Here is a 16,972-nt window from a genome sequence, read left to right as displayed (position 1 = left end):
TGATGGGGCCGCGCGGCGTCACGCGTGCCAGATCATGTTCGCTCGGGGAAATTCAACCTCTTCATCAGCCGTACGTGCAACTGTTCGGTCGATTCGATATCGTCGAGTTCGATTTCTACCCGTTCGTCGCGCGCCATCACGTTCACCGACGGACAGGTCGCGAAGTATTCATCTTCTGCCCCGGACGAAGCATGGCGGCGCGCGCTTCCGGCCACCGCGCAATCCGCTCCCGCACCTCCGGCGCCGCGAGGCACGTGGCCACGGCCTCATACCCCGGCGCGCCCGGGTAAGGCGCCACGCGCGCAGGCGGGCTGTGATTGGCCGGGCACAACAGGATGGTTTCGTCGGGGCCGACCGCTGCCAGATCGAGGATCGCCGTCGAGCGGGTCAGCAGGAACAGCGGCCGCATGCCGGCGGCCGCGCGTTCGCGCAGATGCGCGATCAATGCCAGTTGCGTGGCGCGGTCGAGGCCTTGTTCGATCATGTCGACGATCCGCACGCGCGGGCTTTCCGCTTCGAGGCTGACGAGCAGTGCGGTCAGCGCCGCCGACGGCGTCGCGCCGTTGTCGACGAGCAACGCCGACGTGCGGTCGACGCGCGACTTCAGTTCCGGATCGGCGCGCAATGCGTCGGATGCCGCGGCGCAATCGTCGTCCAGCCGATCGAGGCCGACGAACACGGCGCCGGGCAACGCATCGGCCAGCCGAAGCGCGAGCCGCGTCTTGCCGCTCCCCAGCGAGCCGATGATGTAGTTCAACGGCCGGATATCGCGACACTCGAACCGTTCGCCGCCCCACGGCCACGGCAGGCTGAACGCGACCCCCGCGTCCGTTTCGCCGAGCAGCCGCGTCAGGTCGCCATCGGCCGGCATCCGGCCGCGCGCGAGGTCGGCGCGCATCGCGCGCACGCCGTCGAGCTTGCTCACGAGCGCTCGAATCCCGTGATCGAGCGCCGCTTCGTGAGCAGCCAGCACGGCGTCGAGATGGCGCGCGTCGCCGTCGAGGACGCTCGCCACTTGCGCGAGCCCGAGGCCGAGCTTGCGCAGCGCCGCGATGTCGGCGGCACGCGCGAGGTCTTCCGGGCCGTACGCGCGGTATCCGGCCGGCGTGCGTGCCGGCGTGACGAGGCCCTGCCGCTCGTACAGCCGCAGCGCCTTGATCGAGACGCCGAGCCGCGCGGCGGCGGCCGATGCGTTCAGACGCGGTGAGTCCGTACCCATCCGTCACCTCCTTGCCGTCGATTCGTTGCGCTCAGCATAAAGGCGATCCCAAGGGCCGGGTCAAGCGCGCCTGACCGATAAAACGCTCCGAACGGCGAAGCGGTACGTCGCCCGAGCGTTCAGTCGGCGTCCTTGAACTCGTCCCGCAACGCGCGATACAACCGCCGATAGCGCGCGAGCCGCCCCGCCAGTAGATCGGCCGACGCGGCATCGGGCACGACCGTCTCCGCGACGGGCGGCGCGACACAGACTTCCCCCAGCGTGTCGCCCGTCGCCGCAAGCCGCGCGAGCCGCGCCGCGCCGAGCGCCGCCCCGACCGCGCCGTCCGCATGGCGCTGCATCGCGAGCCCCGTCGCATTCGCGCACAGCCGCGCCCAGAACGCGCTCTTCGAGCCGCCGCCGATGAACGACACCGCGTCGAGCGTCGTGCCGGCCGCGCGCAGCGCGTCGTAGCCGTCGGCCATCGCGAACGCGACGCCCTCCATCACCGCATACGCGAGATCGTCGGCGTCGTGCTCGTTCGACAGCCCGAAGAACACGCCACGCGCATGCGCGTCGTTGTGCGGCGTGCGCTCCCCGCCCAGATACGGCAGGAACAGCGGCGCGCGGGCCGGATCGGCGCGTTCGGCGCGCGCCGCCAGCGCGCCGGGCGTCGTGCCGTGCGCGCGCGCGAGCCAGTCGAGGCTCGCGGCGGCCGACAGGATCACGCTCATCTGGTGCCAGCGCCCTTCGATGCAGTGACAGAACGCGTGCACGGCGGCGTCCGGGTTCGGCGCGAAGCGGTCGTTGCCGGCGAACAGCACGCCCGACGTGCCGAGCGACAGAAAGCCGCTGCCGGCGCCCGTGACGCCCATGCCGATCGCGGACGCCGCGTTGTCGCCGGCGCCGCCGGCGATCGTCACGGGCCCGGCGATGCCCCAATCGCGCCGCAGCGCGTCGCGCAACTGCGCGGCGGCCGCGTTGCCTTCGACGAGGCGCGGCATTTGCGCGCGCGACAGGTCGGTGGCGGCGAGCATCCGGTCGGACCAGTCGCGGCGCGCACAGTCGAGCCATAGCGTGCCCGACGCGTCGGACAGGTCGGACACGAATTCGCCGGACAGGCGCCAGATCAGGTAGTCCTTCGGCAGCAGCACCTTGTGCACCGCGCGAAACACGGCCGGCTCGTATTTCGCGAGCCACAGCAGCTTCGGCGCGGTGAAGCCGGGCATCGCCATGTTGCCGGTGATCGCGCGCGATTCCGGCACCAGTGCCTCGAGCTCGACGCATTCGGTGCCGGCGCGCGTGTCGTTCCACAGGATCGCGGGGCGCAGCACCTGATCCGCGCGGTCGATCAGCGTCGCGCCGTGCATCTGGCCGGACAGTGCGATGCCGCGCAGCGCGGCGAAGCCGGCCGGGTGCGCGGCGCGCACCGACGCGATCGCGTCGAGCATCGCGTGCCACCACGCCTGCGGGCTTTGTTCGGACCAGTGCGGATGCGGCCGGCTGATCGACAGCGTGGCCGAGCCGGTCGCGAGGGGGGCCGATCGGGAATCGGTGAGGAGAACCTTGACCTCGGACGTGCCGAGATCGATGCCGAGATATGTCACGTATGAAGCGTCCTGTCTGGGGCGCGCGGCGGCGCGCGTCGCGGGGGCGGCGCGTCGTCGCGGCCGTGCGGTTCGTTGAGCCGGTGCAGCGCGCGGAACTTCGACGGCGGCACCTGCTTCATCGCGAGAAACTGACGGTTGAAGTTCGACAGGTTGTTGAAGCCAACCCGGTAGCAGATGTCGGTCACCGTCAGGTCGGAAAACATCAGCAGCTCGCAGGCCTCGTTGATGCGCAGCCGGTTCAGGTAGCGCACGAACGACGAGCCGGTGTGACGCCGGAAAAATCGCGTGAAGGTGCTGACGCTCATGCCGGCGAACGCGGCGACGTCGGTTTCGCGCAGCATGCCGGGCAGGTTCTGCTGCAGGTACGACAGCACCTGGTTGATGGTCGACGACATGTAGTGCTGCGCGTCGCTGCGGTAGCCGGGCCCCGCGAGCACGCGCCGCTCGCGGCACGACGACAGCCGGTCGAACAGCGACATCAGGATCTCGACGCGCCGGCAGCCGTGCGCGTTCGCGAGTTCGAGCATCAGCGGCGCGACCTCGATGCCCACGCGGTCGGGAAACTGCACGCCGCGCGCCGCGTCGTCGATCAGGTCGATCACCGGCTGCAATTCGCTGAACGCGCCGACCATCTTCTCGATCGCATCGCGCGAGAACTGCAGCACGACGTCGCGCGACGGCACGCGTTCGCCGTCGGCGAGCTCGCTGACCCAGTTGTGCGGCAGATTCGGCCCGGTGACGATCAGGTTGCCGGGGCCGAAATCGCCGATGTGGTCGCCGACGAACACCTTGCCGCGCGACGCCTGGATCAGATGAATCTCGTACTCGGGATGGAAGTGCCACTTCGCGACCGAATGCGGATAGTCGTGGACCCACGCGCGGAACGATTCGTCGCGGTGGGTGGGAACGATCTCGAGATCCGGGTTCATCGTGTGCTCCGTCGGGGCGTGCCGGCGTGCTACGAACGGGACGTCGACCAGCCCGTCGCGGCAGGCGGCGTGGCGCGCGTCGCGGCCGCCGGCGCCGCCGCGTGCGCGATCGGGTTCGTATCCGGCAACGCGACGTTGCGCTCGGTGCCGGCGTCGAACAGATGCAGGGCTTCTTCGTCGAAGCGCAACGCTACCACGGCGCCCGGCGCCGGAGCCATCGGGGCCGGCACGAGGGCCGCGCACGGCTGGCCGCGCCAGTCCAGCGTGACGAGCGCCTCGGCGCCGAGCAATTCGACGAGTTCGACCGTGCCGGTCAGCGTGAGCGTGCCCGGGGTCAGATCGTCTTCGGAGACTAGCCGTAGATGGTTCGGGCGAATCGCGGCCTTCACCTGCCGGCCGTCCTGCAGCCGCGCGAAGCGTGAAGACGCGAGCGGCCAGCGCGTGCCGTTGCAGTCGAGCAGCACGGTCGTGCCGACGCGCGCGATCGTGCCGTCCGCGAAGTTCATCGCGGGCGTGCCGACGAACCCGGCCGCGAACACGGTATGCGGCTGGCCGTACAGCTCGGCCGGCGTGCCGATCTGCTCGATGCGGCCGCCGCGCATCAGCACGACGCGATCGGCGAGCGTCATCGCTTCGAGCTGGTCGTGCGTGACGTACAGCGTGGTCGTCTTCAACTGCCGGTGCAGCCGCTTGATGTCGCCGCGCAACTGCGTGCGCAGCTTCGCGTCGAGATTCGACAACGGCTCGTCGAACAGGAACACGGCGGGCGTCTTGATCATCGCGCGCGCGATCGCCGCGCGCTGCTGCTGGCCGCCCGACATCGCGCGCGGACGGCGCTCGAGCAGTGCGTCGAGGCTCAGGATGCGCGCGACGTCGCGCACGCGGCGGTCGATCTCGTCGGCCGGCACCTTCAGGCGCCGCAGGCCGAACGCGATGTTGTCGTACACCGTCATGTGCGGATACAGCGCGTAGTTCTGGAACACCATCGCGACATTGCGCTCGCGCGGCGGCAGGTCGTTGACGACTGCATCGCCGATCGCGAGCTCGCCGCCGGTGATCGCTTCGAGGCCCGCGATCATCCGCAGCATCGTCGACTTGCCGCAGCCGGACGGGCCGAGCAGCACGATGAATTCGCCGTCGGCGATCTCGAGGTCGAGCGGATGCAGCACGGCGGGGCCGCCGTCGTAGTGCTTCGACAATGCGTGGCAGACGATTCGGGCCATGGCTCAATCCATTTCGATCTGAATCTTGACGTCGCGCGGCTGCCCGCTCGCCGCTTCCTCGAACGCGCGCACGCCTTCGGAAAACGGGAACGTGCGCGAGATGAACGGCTTCACGTCGATCGCGCCGGATGCGATCAGCGCGAGCGCGCGCGGGAAGATGTTCGCGTAGCGGAACACCGATTCGATGCGGCCTTCCTTCGCCTGCAGCGCGACCACGTCGAGCGGCACCGGCGCCACCGGCATCCCGATCAGCACCGCGCAGCCGCCGGGGCAGATCAGCTCGACGAGGCCCGCATACGCGTTCGCGCTGCCGCTTGCCTCGAACACGACGTCCGCGCCCCAGCCGCCCGATGCGTCGGCCACCGCGTCGGCGAGCGGCTGCGTGCGCACGTCGACGGTCGTGACGGCCGGATTGCCGGCGAACAGCGCGAGCTTGTCCGGCACGACGTCGGCGAGGATCACGCGCGCGGCGCCGCCGGCAAGTGCGGCGAGCGCCGTCATCGCGCCGATCGTGCCGGCGCCGATCACGACCGCAAGGTCGCCCGGCTTCATCGCCGCCTTCTTCGCGGCCTGCAGGCCGATCGACAGCGGCTCGACGATCGCGCCTTCGGCGAACGACACGTTGTCGGGCAGCCGGTACGTGAACGCGGCCGGATGCACGACGAACGGCGTCAGGCAGCCGTGGACCGGCGGCGTCGCCCAGAAGCGCACGTCGGGATCGAGGTTGTAGAGGCCGCGCAGCGTCGCGGGCGAATCGAGGCGCGGCACGCCGGGCTCCATGCACACGCGGTCGCCGACGCGCAGGTGCGTGACGCCGGCGCCGGTCTCGACGACGGTGCCGGACGCTTCGTGACCGAGCACCATCGGCGCATCGACGCGGAACGGGCCGATTCCGCCGTGAACGTAGTAATGCACGTCGCTGCCGCAGACGCCGACCGTATGAACCTTGATCCGGACGTCGCCGGGGCCGACCTCTTGCGGCAGGTCGATGTCGCGCAGCGCGAGCTCGCGCGTGCGTTCGAGTACGAGCGCTTTCAACGTGTTCTCCTTATTTTCCCTTGACGATCGAATTGAGCAGCCGGCTCAGCATGCCGACGAATACGAGCGGCGGCAGCGCGAGCAGCACCGTCGACGCGTTGATCACGCCCCACGGCACTTCCTGGCCGAGCGACGTGAACGCGGACGCGACCACCGGCAGCGTCGCGCTGCGCGACGACGTGAGCGCGAGCGCGATCATCAGTTCGTTCCACACCAGCACGAAGCTGAACACGATGCCGCCGAGCAGCGTGCTCGCGCACACCGGCAGCGCGATATGCCAGAACACCGCGTACGGGCCGTAGCCGTCGAGCGCGGCGGCTTCCTCGATCTCGCGCGGCAGCCGGCGAAAGACGGGAATCGACAGCCACGTGATGGTCGACAGCGTGACGAGCAGGTACGTGACGATCATCGACAGCTTCGTGTCGTACAGCCCGAGATCGACCCAGATCGCGATCAGCGGCAGCGCGACCGCGACGGGCGGCAAAAAGCGCAGCGACAGCAGGAAGAACTGGATGTCGCGCTTGCCGCGCACGGGGTAGCGCGCGATCGCATACGCGGCCGGCACGCCGAGTAGCGCGCCGATCAGCACGGCCGCGCCGACGATCGCGATGCTGTTGCCGAGCCCGATCAATACTTCGGGGCTCGACAGCACCTGTTCGTAGTTCGCGAGCGTCGGCGTGAAGAAGAAGCGCGGCGTCGGCGTGACGATGTCGAGCAGGTGCTTGAGCGAATTGAGCACGGCCCAGAACAGCGGGAACGCGGCGACGATCAGGAGCGCGCCGGCGATCGCGACGGTGGACACGGTGGCGGCAGGGCCGCGGCGAGCCATTCGGCGAGCCATTCGGCGTGCCGTCAGTCGTCCCATTTGTTGACCCTCTTCCAGATGAGCGTGAAGACCAGCGTGGTCGCGACCATCATCAGCACGGCCATGCCCGACGCATACGACACCTTGCCGGCGAGGCCGATGCCCTGCTGGTACGCGTAGAGATCGAGCGTTTCGGTCGCGATGCCGGGGCCGCCCTTGGTCATCACGTAGATCAGGTCGAACGAGCGCAGCGATTCGACCATCTTGATGAACACGAGGCTCACGAGCGGCGCCTTGAGCATCGGCAGCGCGATGTACGCATGCACCTGCCACGTCGTCGCGTAGTCGAGCCGCGCGGCTTCGAGCGGCTCGGGCGGCAGCGTCTCCAGCAGCTTCAGGATCACGACCGCGAAGAACAGTCCCCACTGCCACACGTCGACGAGCGCGACCGCATACAGCGCGAGATGCGGATCGGCGAGGAACGCGGTGTGCTCGACGCCGAGCGTGCCGAGCAGCCAGCTCAGGATCCCGGTGAGCGGCGCGTACATGAACTTCCAGATGAACGCGGCCGACACGCGCGGCAGCAGCACCGGCATGATCAGCACCAGCGACGCGACGCGGCGCCAGCGACCGTGCACGCGCTCGAACAGGAACACCGCGAGCGCGATGCCGACCAGCACCGCGCCGGCGACCGTGACGACTTCCCACAGCACCGACACCTCGATCGCGTTCAGGAAGCGCCGGTCCGACGCGAGCCGGACGAAGTTGCGCAGGCCGACGTATTCGCTGTCCGGGTAGCGCAGCACGCGGTTGCGCAACGCGAGGTTGATCGCGGCGATCGTCGGGACGAGGCTCAGGACCGCGAGCAGCGCGAGCGTCGGCGCGAGGAACACCCACGGCAGGCTCGTGCGGTCGCGGCGCGCGCCGGCGCGTCGGGCCGAGGACGGGGAAGGGACGGGGCGGACGCCGAGCGCGCGTCCGCCGGCGCCGTCATTTGCGAGCGACATGTTCGAGCGCGTCCTTCGCGTACTGGTCCGCGTCGTCGAGCGTGCCGCGGATGTCCGTCTGCGTGCCGGTGAACACCTGTTCGAGCGCGATGCCGAGGTTGTCGCCGATATCCGGCCACTGCGGCGTACGCCAGATCGTCACCTGCGTGACGGGGTTGGTGTCGTTCAGCCCGGCCTGGATCTGCGGCGCGACGTGCTGCTTGAAGTACGGGCTGGCGATCGTGCTCGAGCGGTTGTAGTCGCTGAACACGCCGTTGCGCAGCCGTGCCTGCTCCTGGTCCTTGCTGGTCGCCCACGCGATGAAGCGGCCGGCGGCCATGCGCGTGCAGTCGTCCTTCGCGCCGACGGCCGAGATCGCGAAGCCGTGACCGTACGCGGCCGACGGCAGCGGCGCGGGCGGCCGCGTGTAGCCGACCTTGCCGGCCACGCTCGACTTGCTCGCATCTTCCATCCAGTCCGCGAACGGCGTCGATTCGATCATGAACGCGACCTTGCCGGAGCGGAACGCTTCGAGCGCGTTGCTCCAGTCGTAGGTGGCGGCGCCCGGCGGCGCGTACTTGAACAGGTCGCCGTAGAGCTGCGTGGCCTTCACGGCGGCCGGCGAATTGAACGCGGGCTGGCCGCCCTTGTCGGTCCACGCGCCGCCCATGCCGAGCATGAACGGCGACCAGCGCCACACGTTCATCCCCGAGCCGCGCTGGCCGCGCGCGACCCAGCCGTACAGCTTCGGCGGCGCGTTGAGCTTCTTGATCGCGGCGACGAGCTGGTCGAGCGTCTTCGGCACGGGGATGTGCGCGGCGTCGAGCAGGTCGCGGCGGTAGAACAGGAAGTCGCCGCCGCCGATCAGCGGCGCGAAGTACGCGACGCCGTTGTAGCTCGCGACCGCGCGGCGGCCGGGCAGGAAGTCGTCGTAGTCGTATTCCTTCGGGTAGTACTTGAGGAGCGGCACGATCCAGTTGGCCGACGCGAATTCGGCGACGTTCGCCTCGTCGACGTAGTAGATCTGGTAGGAGCCCGCGCCGGTCGACGCGTCGAGCCGCGATTTCGCGCGGCGGTCGTTCTCGCCGAAATAGCTGATCTCGACCTTCGTGCCGCTCTTCTTCTCGTAGTCGGCCAGCGATTTCTCCATCACCGACAGGCCGAGGCTCTTCTGCGCGAGCACCCGAAGGGTCGGCACCTTGCAGACCTGCGCGGTTGCGACGCCCGGCAGACAGGCGCCGAGCAGCACGCCGGCTGCGACGATTCGCATCTTGTTCACCCGTGTCTCCTTGATTCTGCTTGTTCGAATGCCGCCGATGACGGCAGGAACAATGGTGTGACGCGGGCGATGCGATCACCACATCAAAAGAGTTCGCGAACCGATACTTTTTGCTCAGGTCGGGTCGTGCGATGCACAAAATGTGGTGGTCGGGGCGGAAGAGCGGGCGCGGTGCCCGACCGACGGGCGGTCAATGCGGCGTTACCCGCGCGACGGACGCTGCGGCGCATCGTCGAGCGCAATCCGGTAGACACGCAGCGCGTTGTCATGCCAGATCGCGCGGCGCGCGGGGCCGTCGAGATGCGCGATCGCGCCGGCGAACGTGCGCAGCAGCGCGGGATAGGACACGCGCAGCCCCGCCACCGGGAAATTGCTGGCGAACAGGCAGCGCCGCCAGCCGAAGATCGCGATCGTGTCGCGGATGATTCGCGCGTTGTCCGCGTCGTTCCATGCCGCATCGCGCAAGCCGAGCTCGGAGATTTTCACGGTCACGCGCGGCAACGCGGCGAGCGCGGCCATGCCGCCGCGCCAGCGCGCGAGCCCGGCTTCGGAACGATCCCACGGCAGCCCCGCGTGTTCGAGCACGACGTCGACTTCGGGCGCATCGGCCAGCATCGCGGCCGCGTCGCCGAGATGCCAGAACGGCACGCGCAGATCCCAGCTCAGGCCGTGCGCGGCGAGACGTTCGAGCGCCGCCGGCCAGCGCGGGTCGTGCAGCGCGCCCGGTTCGTCGATCGATGCATCGGGCGCTGCCGCGGTGCGCGGCTTGAAACGGACGCCGCGCACGCGCGGCCATGCGGCCTGTTCGGCCAGCCGTTCGTCCGCATCGCCGGCCAGCAGGTCAACCCACGCGACGAGCGCCGACGGCAGCGCGTGCGCGGCCGCGACCTCGTGCAGCCAGCGCGTTTCCGCGAGCGCCTCGTCGCGCGCACGTTCGGCCTCGACGTGCACGCTGGCGACGAGCGGCGCGCATCGTGCCGCGCGCCGGAAATCGTCGACGCCGAAGTTGCGGCACAGCGCCGCGTAGTCGCCGAACATGAAGCGCGCCGGGTCGTAGTGCGTCTGCAGCCACGGGTAGTGCGCGCCCGCATCGAGTCGCCACAGATGGTGATGCGCATCGACGAGCGCGTCGGGCATGCCGTCGGGCGGCGCGTCGTCGCGCATGTCAGAGCGCGCCGGCGAGCACGTACGACGCATCGGGCTCGCGCAGCGTCGGCAGCGCACCGACGAAGCGCCATGCGTCGAGGTCGAGTTCGCGCACATGGTCGTCCTGGAACGATACGTATGCGACGCGCCGCGACGGATGAAACGACAGCGCGGTCGGGTTCGCGGGCAGCGCGATGCGTTCGATCTCCTCGAGCTGGCGCGCGTCGAATACCGAGATCGACTGCTCGCCCGAATTGGTCAACAGCAGCAGGTCGCGACCGTCGGGCGCGCTCGCCCGGTAGATGCGGTTCGGATCGCTGCGGGTTTTCACGCGGCGGCGGCAGGTCATCGTTTCGGTGTCGATCTCGACCAGCGTGTCGTCGCCGCGATTCGCGACGAACAGCGTGCGCTCGTCGCTCGACAGCGCATTGCCTTCCGGGCGCGGGCCGGGCATCACCGCGCGCGGCGCGACCGTCGCGTCGCGCGGATGGAGTTGCGTGACCGTGTTCGACAGCAGATGCACGCCGTACGCGCGGCTCGCGTCGCGCGTGAGCGTCACGAGGTGCGTCTTCACGCCGCCGGACGGCACGGCCATGTTCGGTACCGATTGCCGGGTCGGCTCGTCGAATACGAGCAGCATGTCGTGCGCCTCGCTCATCGCGTACAGCCGGCCGTCGCGGTCGCTCGCCATCCCGTGCGGCCGGTAGTACGGCCACAGGTCGAGCATGCGCGTGTGCGTGCGCTCGACGAGATCGATCTCGGCGATCCGGTGATCGCCTTCATGACCGCGCGACCACGCGGTCTCGATCCCGAAAATGCCGACGTACGCGTAGCGGTCGTTCACGTCGACGGTGAACTCGTGCGGAAAGTTCGGCAACACGATGTGCTTGAGCGCGGCGTGGGTTTCGAGATCGTAGAAGCTGAAGGTGTGGGCGCATTTCTGCACCAGCAACAGGATGTCGTTCATGGTGTGTCTCCGTTGTTTCGTTCGCGTGCCCGCCGTGTGTCGGCGCGCGCGTCAGTCTTCGCAGCGGCGGGGCAGCGTCAGCGCGAGCAAGCCTGCCACGGCCAGCGTGACGGCGAGGCTGTACACGCCGGCCGCCGCGCTCACGTGCTGCGTCAGCACGCCGACCGCATACGGGCCGCAGAAGCCGCCGAGGTTGCCGAGCGCGTTGATCAGGCCGCGTGCGCTGCCGGCCGCTTCGACGCTGCAGAGCTTCGGCGGAATCGCCCAGAACACGCCGGCCGCCGCCTGCAGGAAGAAGCCGCAGCCGATCAGGAACGCGAACGACACGGCCATCGACGCATGCGTGAGCACCGACAGCGCGAGGCACGCGGCGAAGCCGACGAGCGGCAGCAGCACGAACAGCCGCCGCTTGCCGGTCCGGTCGGACCAATACGACGTGACGAGCATCCCGATCACCATCGCGACGTACGGCAGCATCGCGAGCAGGCCGATCCTGCCCATCCCGCTGTGCGTGAGGTTTTTCAGCAGGGTCGGCAGCCACATCGTATAGCCGTAGATGCCGGCCTGATAACAGAAGTTGATCGCGATGAGCAGCCAGATCGTCGGGTGGCGCAGCAGCGCGCCGAACGAGGCGGCCGCCGGCGTGCCGGCCGCGCGCTTGCGTTCCTGCTCGTCGCGCAGCGCGTCGAGGATGTACGCCTTCTCGCGTGGCGACACCCAGCGTGCGGTCTGCGGGCCGTCGTCGGCGAACAGCATCCACACGACCAGGCACAGCAGCGACAGCGCGCCCGCGCTGAAGAACAGGTGATGCCAATCGTACGCGGCGAGGATGAAACCGGACAGCGGTGCGGTGATCATGCCGGCGAGCGGCACGAACAGGATGACCATCGCATTCGCGCGGCCGCGTTCGCGATCGGGAAACCAGTGGCTGACCATCGTCAGCACGACGGGCAGCATCCCGCCCTCGGCCACGCCGAGCAGGAAGCGTAGCGTCAACAGTTGCCACGTATGGGTGACGAGCCCGGTCAGCGCCGACAGCACGGCCCAGCTCACGAGCGACCACGCGATGAAGGTCTTGCCGCTGCCGAGCGCCGCATGCCGGCCGCCGGGAATCTGCAGGAACAGATAGCCGAAGAAGAAGATGCCGCCGGCGAGGCCGGCCATCGTCGCGTCCATGCCGAGATCGGCGTTCATCCCGCCCGGCATCGCGAACGCGATGTTCACGCGGTCCATGTAGGAAATGATGCAGGCGAGCAGCAGCGGCGGGATCACGCGCAGCCAGCGGCGGCGCGGAATGGCTTCGCCGGCTTCGTATGCCGGGGTCGCGGGGTTCAGCAGATTCATGGTGTCTCCGTCCATCCGATGAGCGGCGGCGGCCTTCTGTCGGGCCGCCGTCACGCCGATGCGCAACGCACGCGCGTTGCGGGTGAAAAAACGATGTCTAGCGCCCCCAGCGCAGCACGAGCGGGTCGAGCCGCCGCGCGGTGTCGAGCAGGCCGGCACGTACCTGCGGATGCAGCTCGGGCCAAGGCGCGCGCGGCCGGTCGCACGCGATCACGCCGCCTTCCTTCATCAGCGCCTTCGCGGTGAGGAAGCCCGACTGGCGGTTCTCGTAGTTGATCAGCGGCAGCCAGCGCGCGTACTCGTCGTACGCGTCGTCGCGACGCCCGGCGAAATACGCGTCGGTGATCCGGCGAATCCCGTCCGGATAGCCGCCGCCCGTCATCGCGCCGGTCGCGCCGGCATCGAGGTCGGCGAGCAGCGTGATGCCTTCCTCGCCGTCCCACGGCCCTTCGATCGCGTCGCCGCCGAGCGCGATCAGCTCGCGCAGCTTCGACGCGGCGCCGGCCGTCTCGATCTTGAAGTACGACACCGCGTCGATCTCGCGCGCGAGCGTCGCGAGCAGCGACGCGGGCAGCGCGACGCCGCTGGCCGGCGCGTCCTGGATCATCAGCGGAATGGCGAGGCCGTCGGCGACTTCGCGGAAGTACGCGCGGATCTGCGCGTCGGAGACGCGGAACGTCGCGCCGTGGTACGGCGGCATCGCCATCACCATCGCGGCGCCGAGCGCCTGGGCGTGCCGGTTGCGTTGCGCGCAGATCCGCGCGCTGAAGTGCGACGTCGTGACGATCACCGGCACGCGGGCCGCGACGTGCTCGAGCGTGGTGCGCGTGAGCAGATCGCGTTCGTCGTCGCCGAGCGCGAACTGCTCGGAATAGTTCGCGTGGATGCAGAGGCCGTGCGAGCCGGCATCGATCATGAAATCGATGCAGCGGCGCTGGCCGTCGAGATCGAGCGCGCCGTGCGCGTCGAAAATCGTCGGCACGACGGGAAAGACGCCCTGGTAGCGTGTGCTCATGGCCGGCCTCACTCGACGATGTCGAACTGGTCGAGGAATTCGGTCTTCAACGTGAGGCCGAGGCCCGGCACGTCGTCGCGCAGTTGCAGGAAGCCGTTCTCGGCCACCGGCTCGCCGTCGAAGATGTAATAGAACAGCTCGTTGCCGACCTCGACGTCGAACATCGGGAAGTACTCGCTCATCGGCGACGCGAGCGTGCTCATCGTCAGGTGGTAGTTGTGCATCTGGCCCGCGTGCGGAATCACCGGCACGCTGTAGGCCTCGCACAGCGCGTTGATCTTGTGCGCCATCGTGATCCCGCCGACGCGGTTCGTGTCGTACTGGACGACCGACACGGCCTTGCGGTCGAGCAGCTGCTTGAAGCCGTACAGCGTGAATTCGTGCTCGCCGCCGGAGATCGGGATGGTCGTGAGCCGGTTCAGTTCCGCGTAGCCGTCGATGTCGTCGGCGATCACCGGCTCTTCCAGCCAGCGCGGCTGGTACTTCTCGAGCTTCGGCAGGATGCGCTTCGCATACTCGAGGTTCCAGCCCATGTAGCACTCGAGCATCAGGTCGTTGTCGTAGCCGATCACCTCGCGGATCGCCGCGACCGACTTCAGGTTCTCGACCACGCCCTGCTGCCCGTGCGCGGGCCCGTAGCCGAAGCGCATCTTGAACGCGCGGAAGCCTTCCTTCAGGTACTGCTGCGCTTCCTCCTGCATTGCCCTCAGGTCGGTGCGGTAGAGCTTCGAGTAGTAGCAGGGGATCCTTTCCTTGGTGCGGCCGCCGAGCAGCTTGAACACGGGCTTGCCGACGCTCTTGCCGAGGATGTCCCAGATCGCGATGTCGACTGCCGAGATCGCGGCCATGCCGATGCCCTTGCGGCCCCAGGCGTGCGTCGCGCGGTACATGCGCTGGCTCAGGTACTCGTAGTCCCACGGGTCCTGGCCGATCACGAGCGGCGCAAGGTACTGGTCGACGATCGCCTTCGCGACGTGCGGCGCGAGCGCGACGTTGCCGAGGCCGACGATGCCGTCGTCGGTTTCGACTTCGACGACCGTCCACGCATGGAAGCGGAACGTGCTCATCGTTTCCTGCGGCGCATACAGCAGGTCCATCGCGTTCGAGCAGAAGTTGCCTTGCGGCGGGACGGTCTTGCCTTTCCACTGGAATACGCGGGCGCGTACGGATCGGATCTTCATGATGGTGTCTCCGGAATCGATGTCGTCGGTGTAGAGGGCGTGCGAGCGTCACGCCGAAACGATGGGCGAGCGCCGCGCGGCGCCCATTCGGCACGCGATCTGCAGCGCCTGCCAGGACGCGCCGACGTCGGCCGTGCCGCGGCCCGCGATGTCGTACGCGGTGCCGTGCGCAGGCGTCGTGATCGGCACAGGCAGCCCGCCCTGCACGGTCACGCCGCGCGAGAAGCCGAGCAGCTTGATCGCGATCTGCCCTTGGTCGTGATACATCGTGACGACCGCCTGGTAATCGCCGGCCTGTGCCTTCAGGAAGATCGTGTCGGCCGGGAACGGGCCGTGGAACGGCGCGTCGGTCGGCCAGTCGCGCGCCTGCAACCGGCGCACGGCCGGCTCGATGACGTCGACTTCCTCGCGGCCGCAACTGCCGCCGTCGCCGCCGTGCGGGTTGAACGCGGCGATCGCGACCTTCGGCGCGGCGACGCCGTTCGCGAGCAGCGACCGGTAGATCAGCTCCGACGCCTGTTCGATCCGTTCGATGCTCAGCTGGGCGGCCGCATCCTTGAGCGGAATGTGCGACGAGATCCGCGCCGTCCACAGTTCGCCGAGCGTGTTGAATTCGCAGAAGTAGCCGGTCACGCCGAGCGCTTCGGCGAAGTGGTGCAGTTCGTCGTCGTGACGCAGGCCGCCGAGCTTCATCGCGTACTTGTTCAGCGGTGCGAAGCAGATCGCGTCGACGTCGCCGGCGCGCGCGGCGTCGAGGCAACGGTCGAGCACCGTCAGCGCCGAGCGGCCGCCGGCAGCGCTCGCCTGGCCGACCGTGACCAGCGCGGGATCGACCGTATCGACCGCGACGAACGCGGCGCGCTCGGTGGATGGCCGGCCGCGCACGGCGGCGAGCGACGCGACGGGTTCGACGTCGACCTCGACGCCGGCGACACGCTGGCCGGCTTCCCACAGCCAGCGATCGCCGATCAGTACGAGGTTCGCGCGGGCGGTCGCGTCGGGGCGGGCGAGCAGTTTCGCGATCAGTTCGGCGCCGATGCCGGCGGGGTCGCCGAGCGTCAGCGCGACGACGGGCAGGGCGGCGTCGGTCGAGGGGGTGTGCATGCGGTGTCTCCGGTGGCGGCGCGCGGCCGTTGGTCTATGGGGTTGATGCTAGGTAGACGGAATGAGTCGGTAAATTGAAAACTCTTGATGAATCGATAACCTGGAGTAATCGAAGATGGGCTCGATCGACCGACGAGATTCGACCCCGCAACTGCTGAACCGGCTGCGGATGCGGCAGATCGCACTGCTGCTGGCCGTGGACGAATGCTCGACGCTGCGCGCGGCGGCCGAGCAGATGGGCCTCACGCAACCGGCCGCGACGAAGATGCTGGCCGAGCTGGAGAGCGCGCTCGGCCAGCGGCTGTTCGATCGCGTCGGGCGCGGGCTCGTGCTGAATGCGGCCGGCGAGCGCGTGCTCGGCTATTTCCGCGGCATCCGCGGCAGCATGGAGGCGCTGAACCGCGAGCTCGGCGAGCTGCAACTGGGCAGCGCGGGGCGGCTCGCCATCGGCAGCATCATGGCGGCGTCGCCGGGGCGGCTGACCGAGGCGCTGGTGCGGTTGAAGGCGCGTTATCCGCTGCTCGCGATCGACATCGCGGTGGATACGAGCGACCGGCTGATGCCGCAGCTTCGCGAAGGCGTGCTCGAAGTGGTGATCGGGCGCAACGCCGGGACCGACTGCGACTTCCGCGTGGTCGACGACGAGGCGCTCGCGATCATCGCGGGCCGCGGCCATCCGCTCGCGGGCGCGGGGTCGGTCGAGTTCGACGCGCTGCTCGATTACGCATGGATCCTGCAGCCGGCCGGCAGCCCGGCGCGCGAGGTCGTGGAGCGCGAATTCCGTGCACGTCACCAGCCGATGCCGCGCGGGCTCGTCGAAACGGGCTCGATCCTGACCACGATGAACCTCGTCGACCGTTCGTCGATGCTCGGCGTGATTCCGCTGACGGTCGCGCAGCGCAACGCGGCGCACGGGCTCGTCGCGATCATCGACTACACGCTCGAGCAGAAGCTGCCGTCGTACGGCAGCCTCGTGCGGCGCGACCGGCCGTTGAGCATTCCCGCCCAGCAGTTTCTCGCGCTGTTTCACCAGGACGCCGTGGGCGCGGACGGCGGCGCCTGATCCGGCGGTGCGCCGCCGCCCCGGTCACGCGTCGCGGAACGCGGCGATGCGTGACGACGGCGCGGAAGGGACGACAGAGGCAGC

General features: G+C 69.1%; 15 protein-coding genes. 1 reads left to right on the top strand and 14 read right to left on the bottom strand.

Annotated elements, in window-relative coordinates; translation table 11 throughout:
• Positions 1-142: 142 nt before the first annotated feature.
• The 14 genes from WS96_RS16795 to WS96_RS16730 all read right to left on the bottom strand — a co-directional run bounded on the left by WS96_RS16795 (position 143) and on the right by WS96_RS16730 (position 15,825).
• Positions 143-1,219 (bottom strand): MerR family transcriptional regulator, encoded by a 1,077-nt coding sequence (locus WS96_RS16795; RefSeq protein ID WP_059833948.1) that lies wholly within the window; start codon positions 1,217-1,219, stop codon positions 143-145.
• A 119-nt stretch (positions 1,220-1,338) separates the two neighbouring features.
• On the bottom strand, positions 1,339-2,805 hold the full coding sequence (gene xylB, locus WS96_RS16790; RefSeq protein WP_059833946.1) for a xylulokinase: 1,467 nt from the start codon (positions 2,803-2,805) through the stop codon (positions 1,339-1,341).
• Positions 2,802-3,737 (bottom strand): AraC family transcriptional regulator, encoded by a 936-nt coding sequence (locus WS96_RS16785; protein WP_034205746.1) that lies wholly within the window; start codon positions 3,735-3,737, stop codon positions 2,802-2,804. The genes xylB and WS96_RS16785 overlap by 4 nt, the downstream gene beginning before the upstream one ends.
• A 29-nt stretch (positions 3,738-3,766) precedes the next feature.
• Positions 3,767-4,960, bottom strand: a complete 1,194-nt coding sequence (locus tag WS96_RS16780) for an ABC transporter ATP-binding protein (RefSeq protein ID WP_059833944.1) — start codon at positions 4,958-4,960, stop codon at positions 3,767-3,769.
• Positions 4,961-4,963: 3 nt separating this feature from the next.
• On the bottom strand, positions 4,964-5,998 hold the full coding sequence (locus tag WS96_RS16775) for an NAD(P)-dependent alcohol dehydrogenase (RefSeq protein ID WP_059833942.1): 1,035 nt from the start codon (positions 5,996-5,998) through the stop codon (positions 4,964-4,966).
• A gap of 10 nt (positions 5,999-6,008) precedes the next feature.
• On the bottom strand, positions 6,009-6,839 hold the full coding sequence (locus WS96_RS16770) for a carbohydrate ABC transporter permease (RefSeq protein ID WP_059833941.1): 831 nt from the start codon (positions 6,837-6,839) through the stop codon (positions 6,009-6,011).
• 11 nt (positions 6,840-6,850) lie between these two features.
• The gene (locus tag WS96_RS16765) at positions 6,851-7,810 is read right to left on the bottom strand and encodes a carbohydrate ABC transporter permease (RefSeq protein WP_257128008.1); all 960 of its coding nucleotides are present in this window, start codon (positions 7,808-7,810) and stop codon (positions 6,851-6,853) included.
• The gene (locus WS96_RS16760) at positions 7,794-9,059 is read right to left on the bottom strand and encodes an ABC transporter substrate-binding protein (RefSeq protein WP_373557901.1); all 1,266 of its coding nucleotides are present in this window, start codon (positions 9,057-9,059) and stop codon (positions 7,794-7,796) included. The genes WS96_RS16765 and WS96_RS16760 overlap by 17 nt, the downstream gene beginning before the upstream one ends.
• Positions 9,060-9,269: 210 nt before the next feature.
• Positions 9,270-10,232 carry an amidohydrolase family protein gene (locus tag WS96_RS16755; RefSeq protein WP_059833937.1) on the bottom strand — a complete coding sequence of 321 codons (963 nt, stop codon included), beginning with the start codon at positions 10,230-10,232 and terminating at the stop codon, positions 9,270-9,272.
• A gap of 1 nt (position 10,233) precedes the next feature.
• Positions 10,234-11,181 carry a YncE family protein gene (locus tag WS96_RS16750; protein WP_059833935.1) on the bottom strand — a complete coding sequence of 316 codons (948 nt, stop codon included), beginning with the start codon at positions 11,179-11,181 and terminating at the stop codon, positions 10,234-10,236.
• A 51-nt stretch (positions 11,182-11,232) separates the two neighbouring features.
• Positions 11,233-12,525 (bottom strand): MFS transporter, encoded by a 1,293-nt coding sequence (locus WS96_RS16745; RefSeq protein ID WP_059833933.1) that lies wholly within the window; start codon positions 12,523-12,525, stop codon positions 11,233-11,235.
• Positions 12,526-12,622: 97 nt separating this feature from the next.
• Positions 12,623-13,540, bottom strand: coding sequence for a dihydrodipicolinate synthase family protein (locus tag WS96_RS16740; RefSeq protein WP_059833931.1), 918 nt, complete (start codon positions 13,538-13,540; stop codon positions 12,623-12,625).
• Positions 13,541-13,548: 8 nt separating this feature from the next.
• The gene (locus WS96_RS16735) at positions 13,549-14,721 is read right to left on the bottom strand and encodes an L-rhamnonate dehydratase (protein WP_059792118.1); all 1,173 of its coding nucleotides are present in this window, start codon (positions 14,719-14,721) and stop codon (positions 13,549-13,551) included.
• A 48-nt stretch (positions 14,722-14,769) separates the two neighbouring features.
• Positions 14,770-15,825 carry a 4-hydroxythreonine-4-phosphate dehydrogenase PdxA gene (locus tag WS96_RS16730; RefSeq protein ID WP_059833929.1) on the bottom strand — a complete coding sequence of 352 codons (1,056 nt, stop codon included), beginning with the start codon at positions 15,823-15,825 and terminating at the stop codon, positions 14,770-14,772.
• A gap of 115 nt (positions 15,826-15,940) precedes the next feature.
• Between WS96_RS16730 and WS96_RS16725 the strand changes: the two genes are divergently transcribed.
• Positions 15,941-16,888: a LysR family transcriptional regulator gene (locus WS96_RS16725; RefSeq protein WP_059833927.1), complete on the top strand. Its 948-nt coding sequence runs from the start codon at positions 15,941-15,943 to the stop codon at positions 16,886-16,888.
• Positions 16,889-16,972: the final 84 nt, after the last annotated feature.

Source organism: Burkholderia sp. MSMB1835 (assembly GCF_001526365.1).
In the GTDB taxonomy this organism is placed as follows: Bacteria; Pseudomonadota; Gammaproteobacteria; order Burkholderiales; family Burkholderiaceae; genus Burkholderia.
This window is presented reverse-complemented; position numbering and strand designations above follow the sequence as displayed.

Bases quoted from the DNA above. Each gene is read 5' to 3' on its own strand.
- WS96_RS16795 (WP_059833948.1), bottom strand. From the start codon at position 1,219: ATGGGTACGGACTCACCGCGTCTGAACGCATCGGCCGCCGCCGCGCGG.
- WS96_RS16785 (WP_034205746.1), bottom strand. From the start codon at position 3,737: ATGAACCCGGATCTCGAGATCGTTCCCACCCACCGCGACGAATCGTTC.
- WS96_RS16780 (WP_059833944.1), bottom strand. From the start codon at position 4,960: ATGGCCCGAATCGTCTGCCACGCATTGTCGAAGCACTACGACGGCGGC.
- WS96_RS16770 (WP_059833941.1), bottom strand. From the start codon at position 6,839: ATGGCTCGCCGAATGGCTCGCCGCGGCCCTGCCGCCACCGTGTCCACC.
- WS96_RS16765 (WP_257128008.1), bottom strand. From the start codon at position 7,810: ATGTCGCTCGCAAATGACGGCGCCGGCGGACGCGCGCTCGGCGTCCGC.
- WS96_RS16760 (WP_373557901.1), bottom strand. From the start codon at position 9,059: ATGCGAATCGTCGCAGCCGGCGTGCTGCTCGGCGCCTGTCTGCCGGGC.
- WS96_RS16755 (WP_059833937.1), bottom strand. From the start codon at position 10,232: ATGCGCGACGACGCGCCGCCCGACGGCATGCCCGACGCGCTCGTCGAT.
- WS96_RS16750 (WP_059833935.1), bottom strand. From the start codon at position 11,181: ATGAACGACATCCTGTTGCTGGTGCAGAAATGCGCCCACACCTTCAGC.
- WS96_RS16745 (WP_059833933.1), bottom strand. From the start codon at position 12,525: ATGAATCTGCTGAACCCCGCGACCCCGGCATACGAAGCCGGCGAAGCC.
- WS96_RS16740 (WP_059833931.1), bottom strand. From the start codon at position 13,540: ATGAGCACACGCTACCAGGGCGTCTTTCCCGTCGTGCCGACGATTTTC.
- WS96_RS16735 (WP_059792118.1), bottom strand. From the start codon at position 14,721: ATGAAGATCCGATCCGTACGCGCCCGCGTATTCCAGTGGAAAGGCAAG.
- WS96_RS16730 (WP_059833929.1), bottom strand. From the start codon at position 15,825: ATGCACACCCCCTCGACCGACGCCGCCCTGCCCGTCGTCGCGCTGACG.
- WS96_RS16725 (WP_059833927.1), top strand. From the start codon at position 15,941: ATGGGCTCGATCGACCGACGAGATTCGACCCCGCAACTGCTGAACCGG.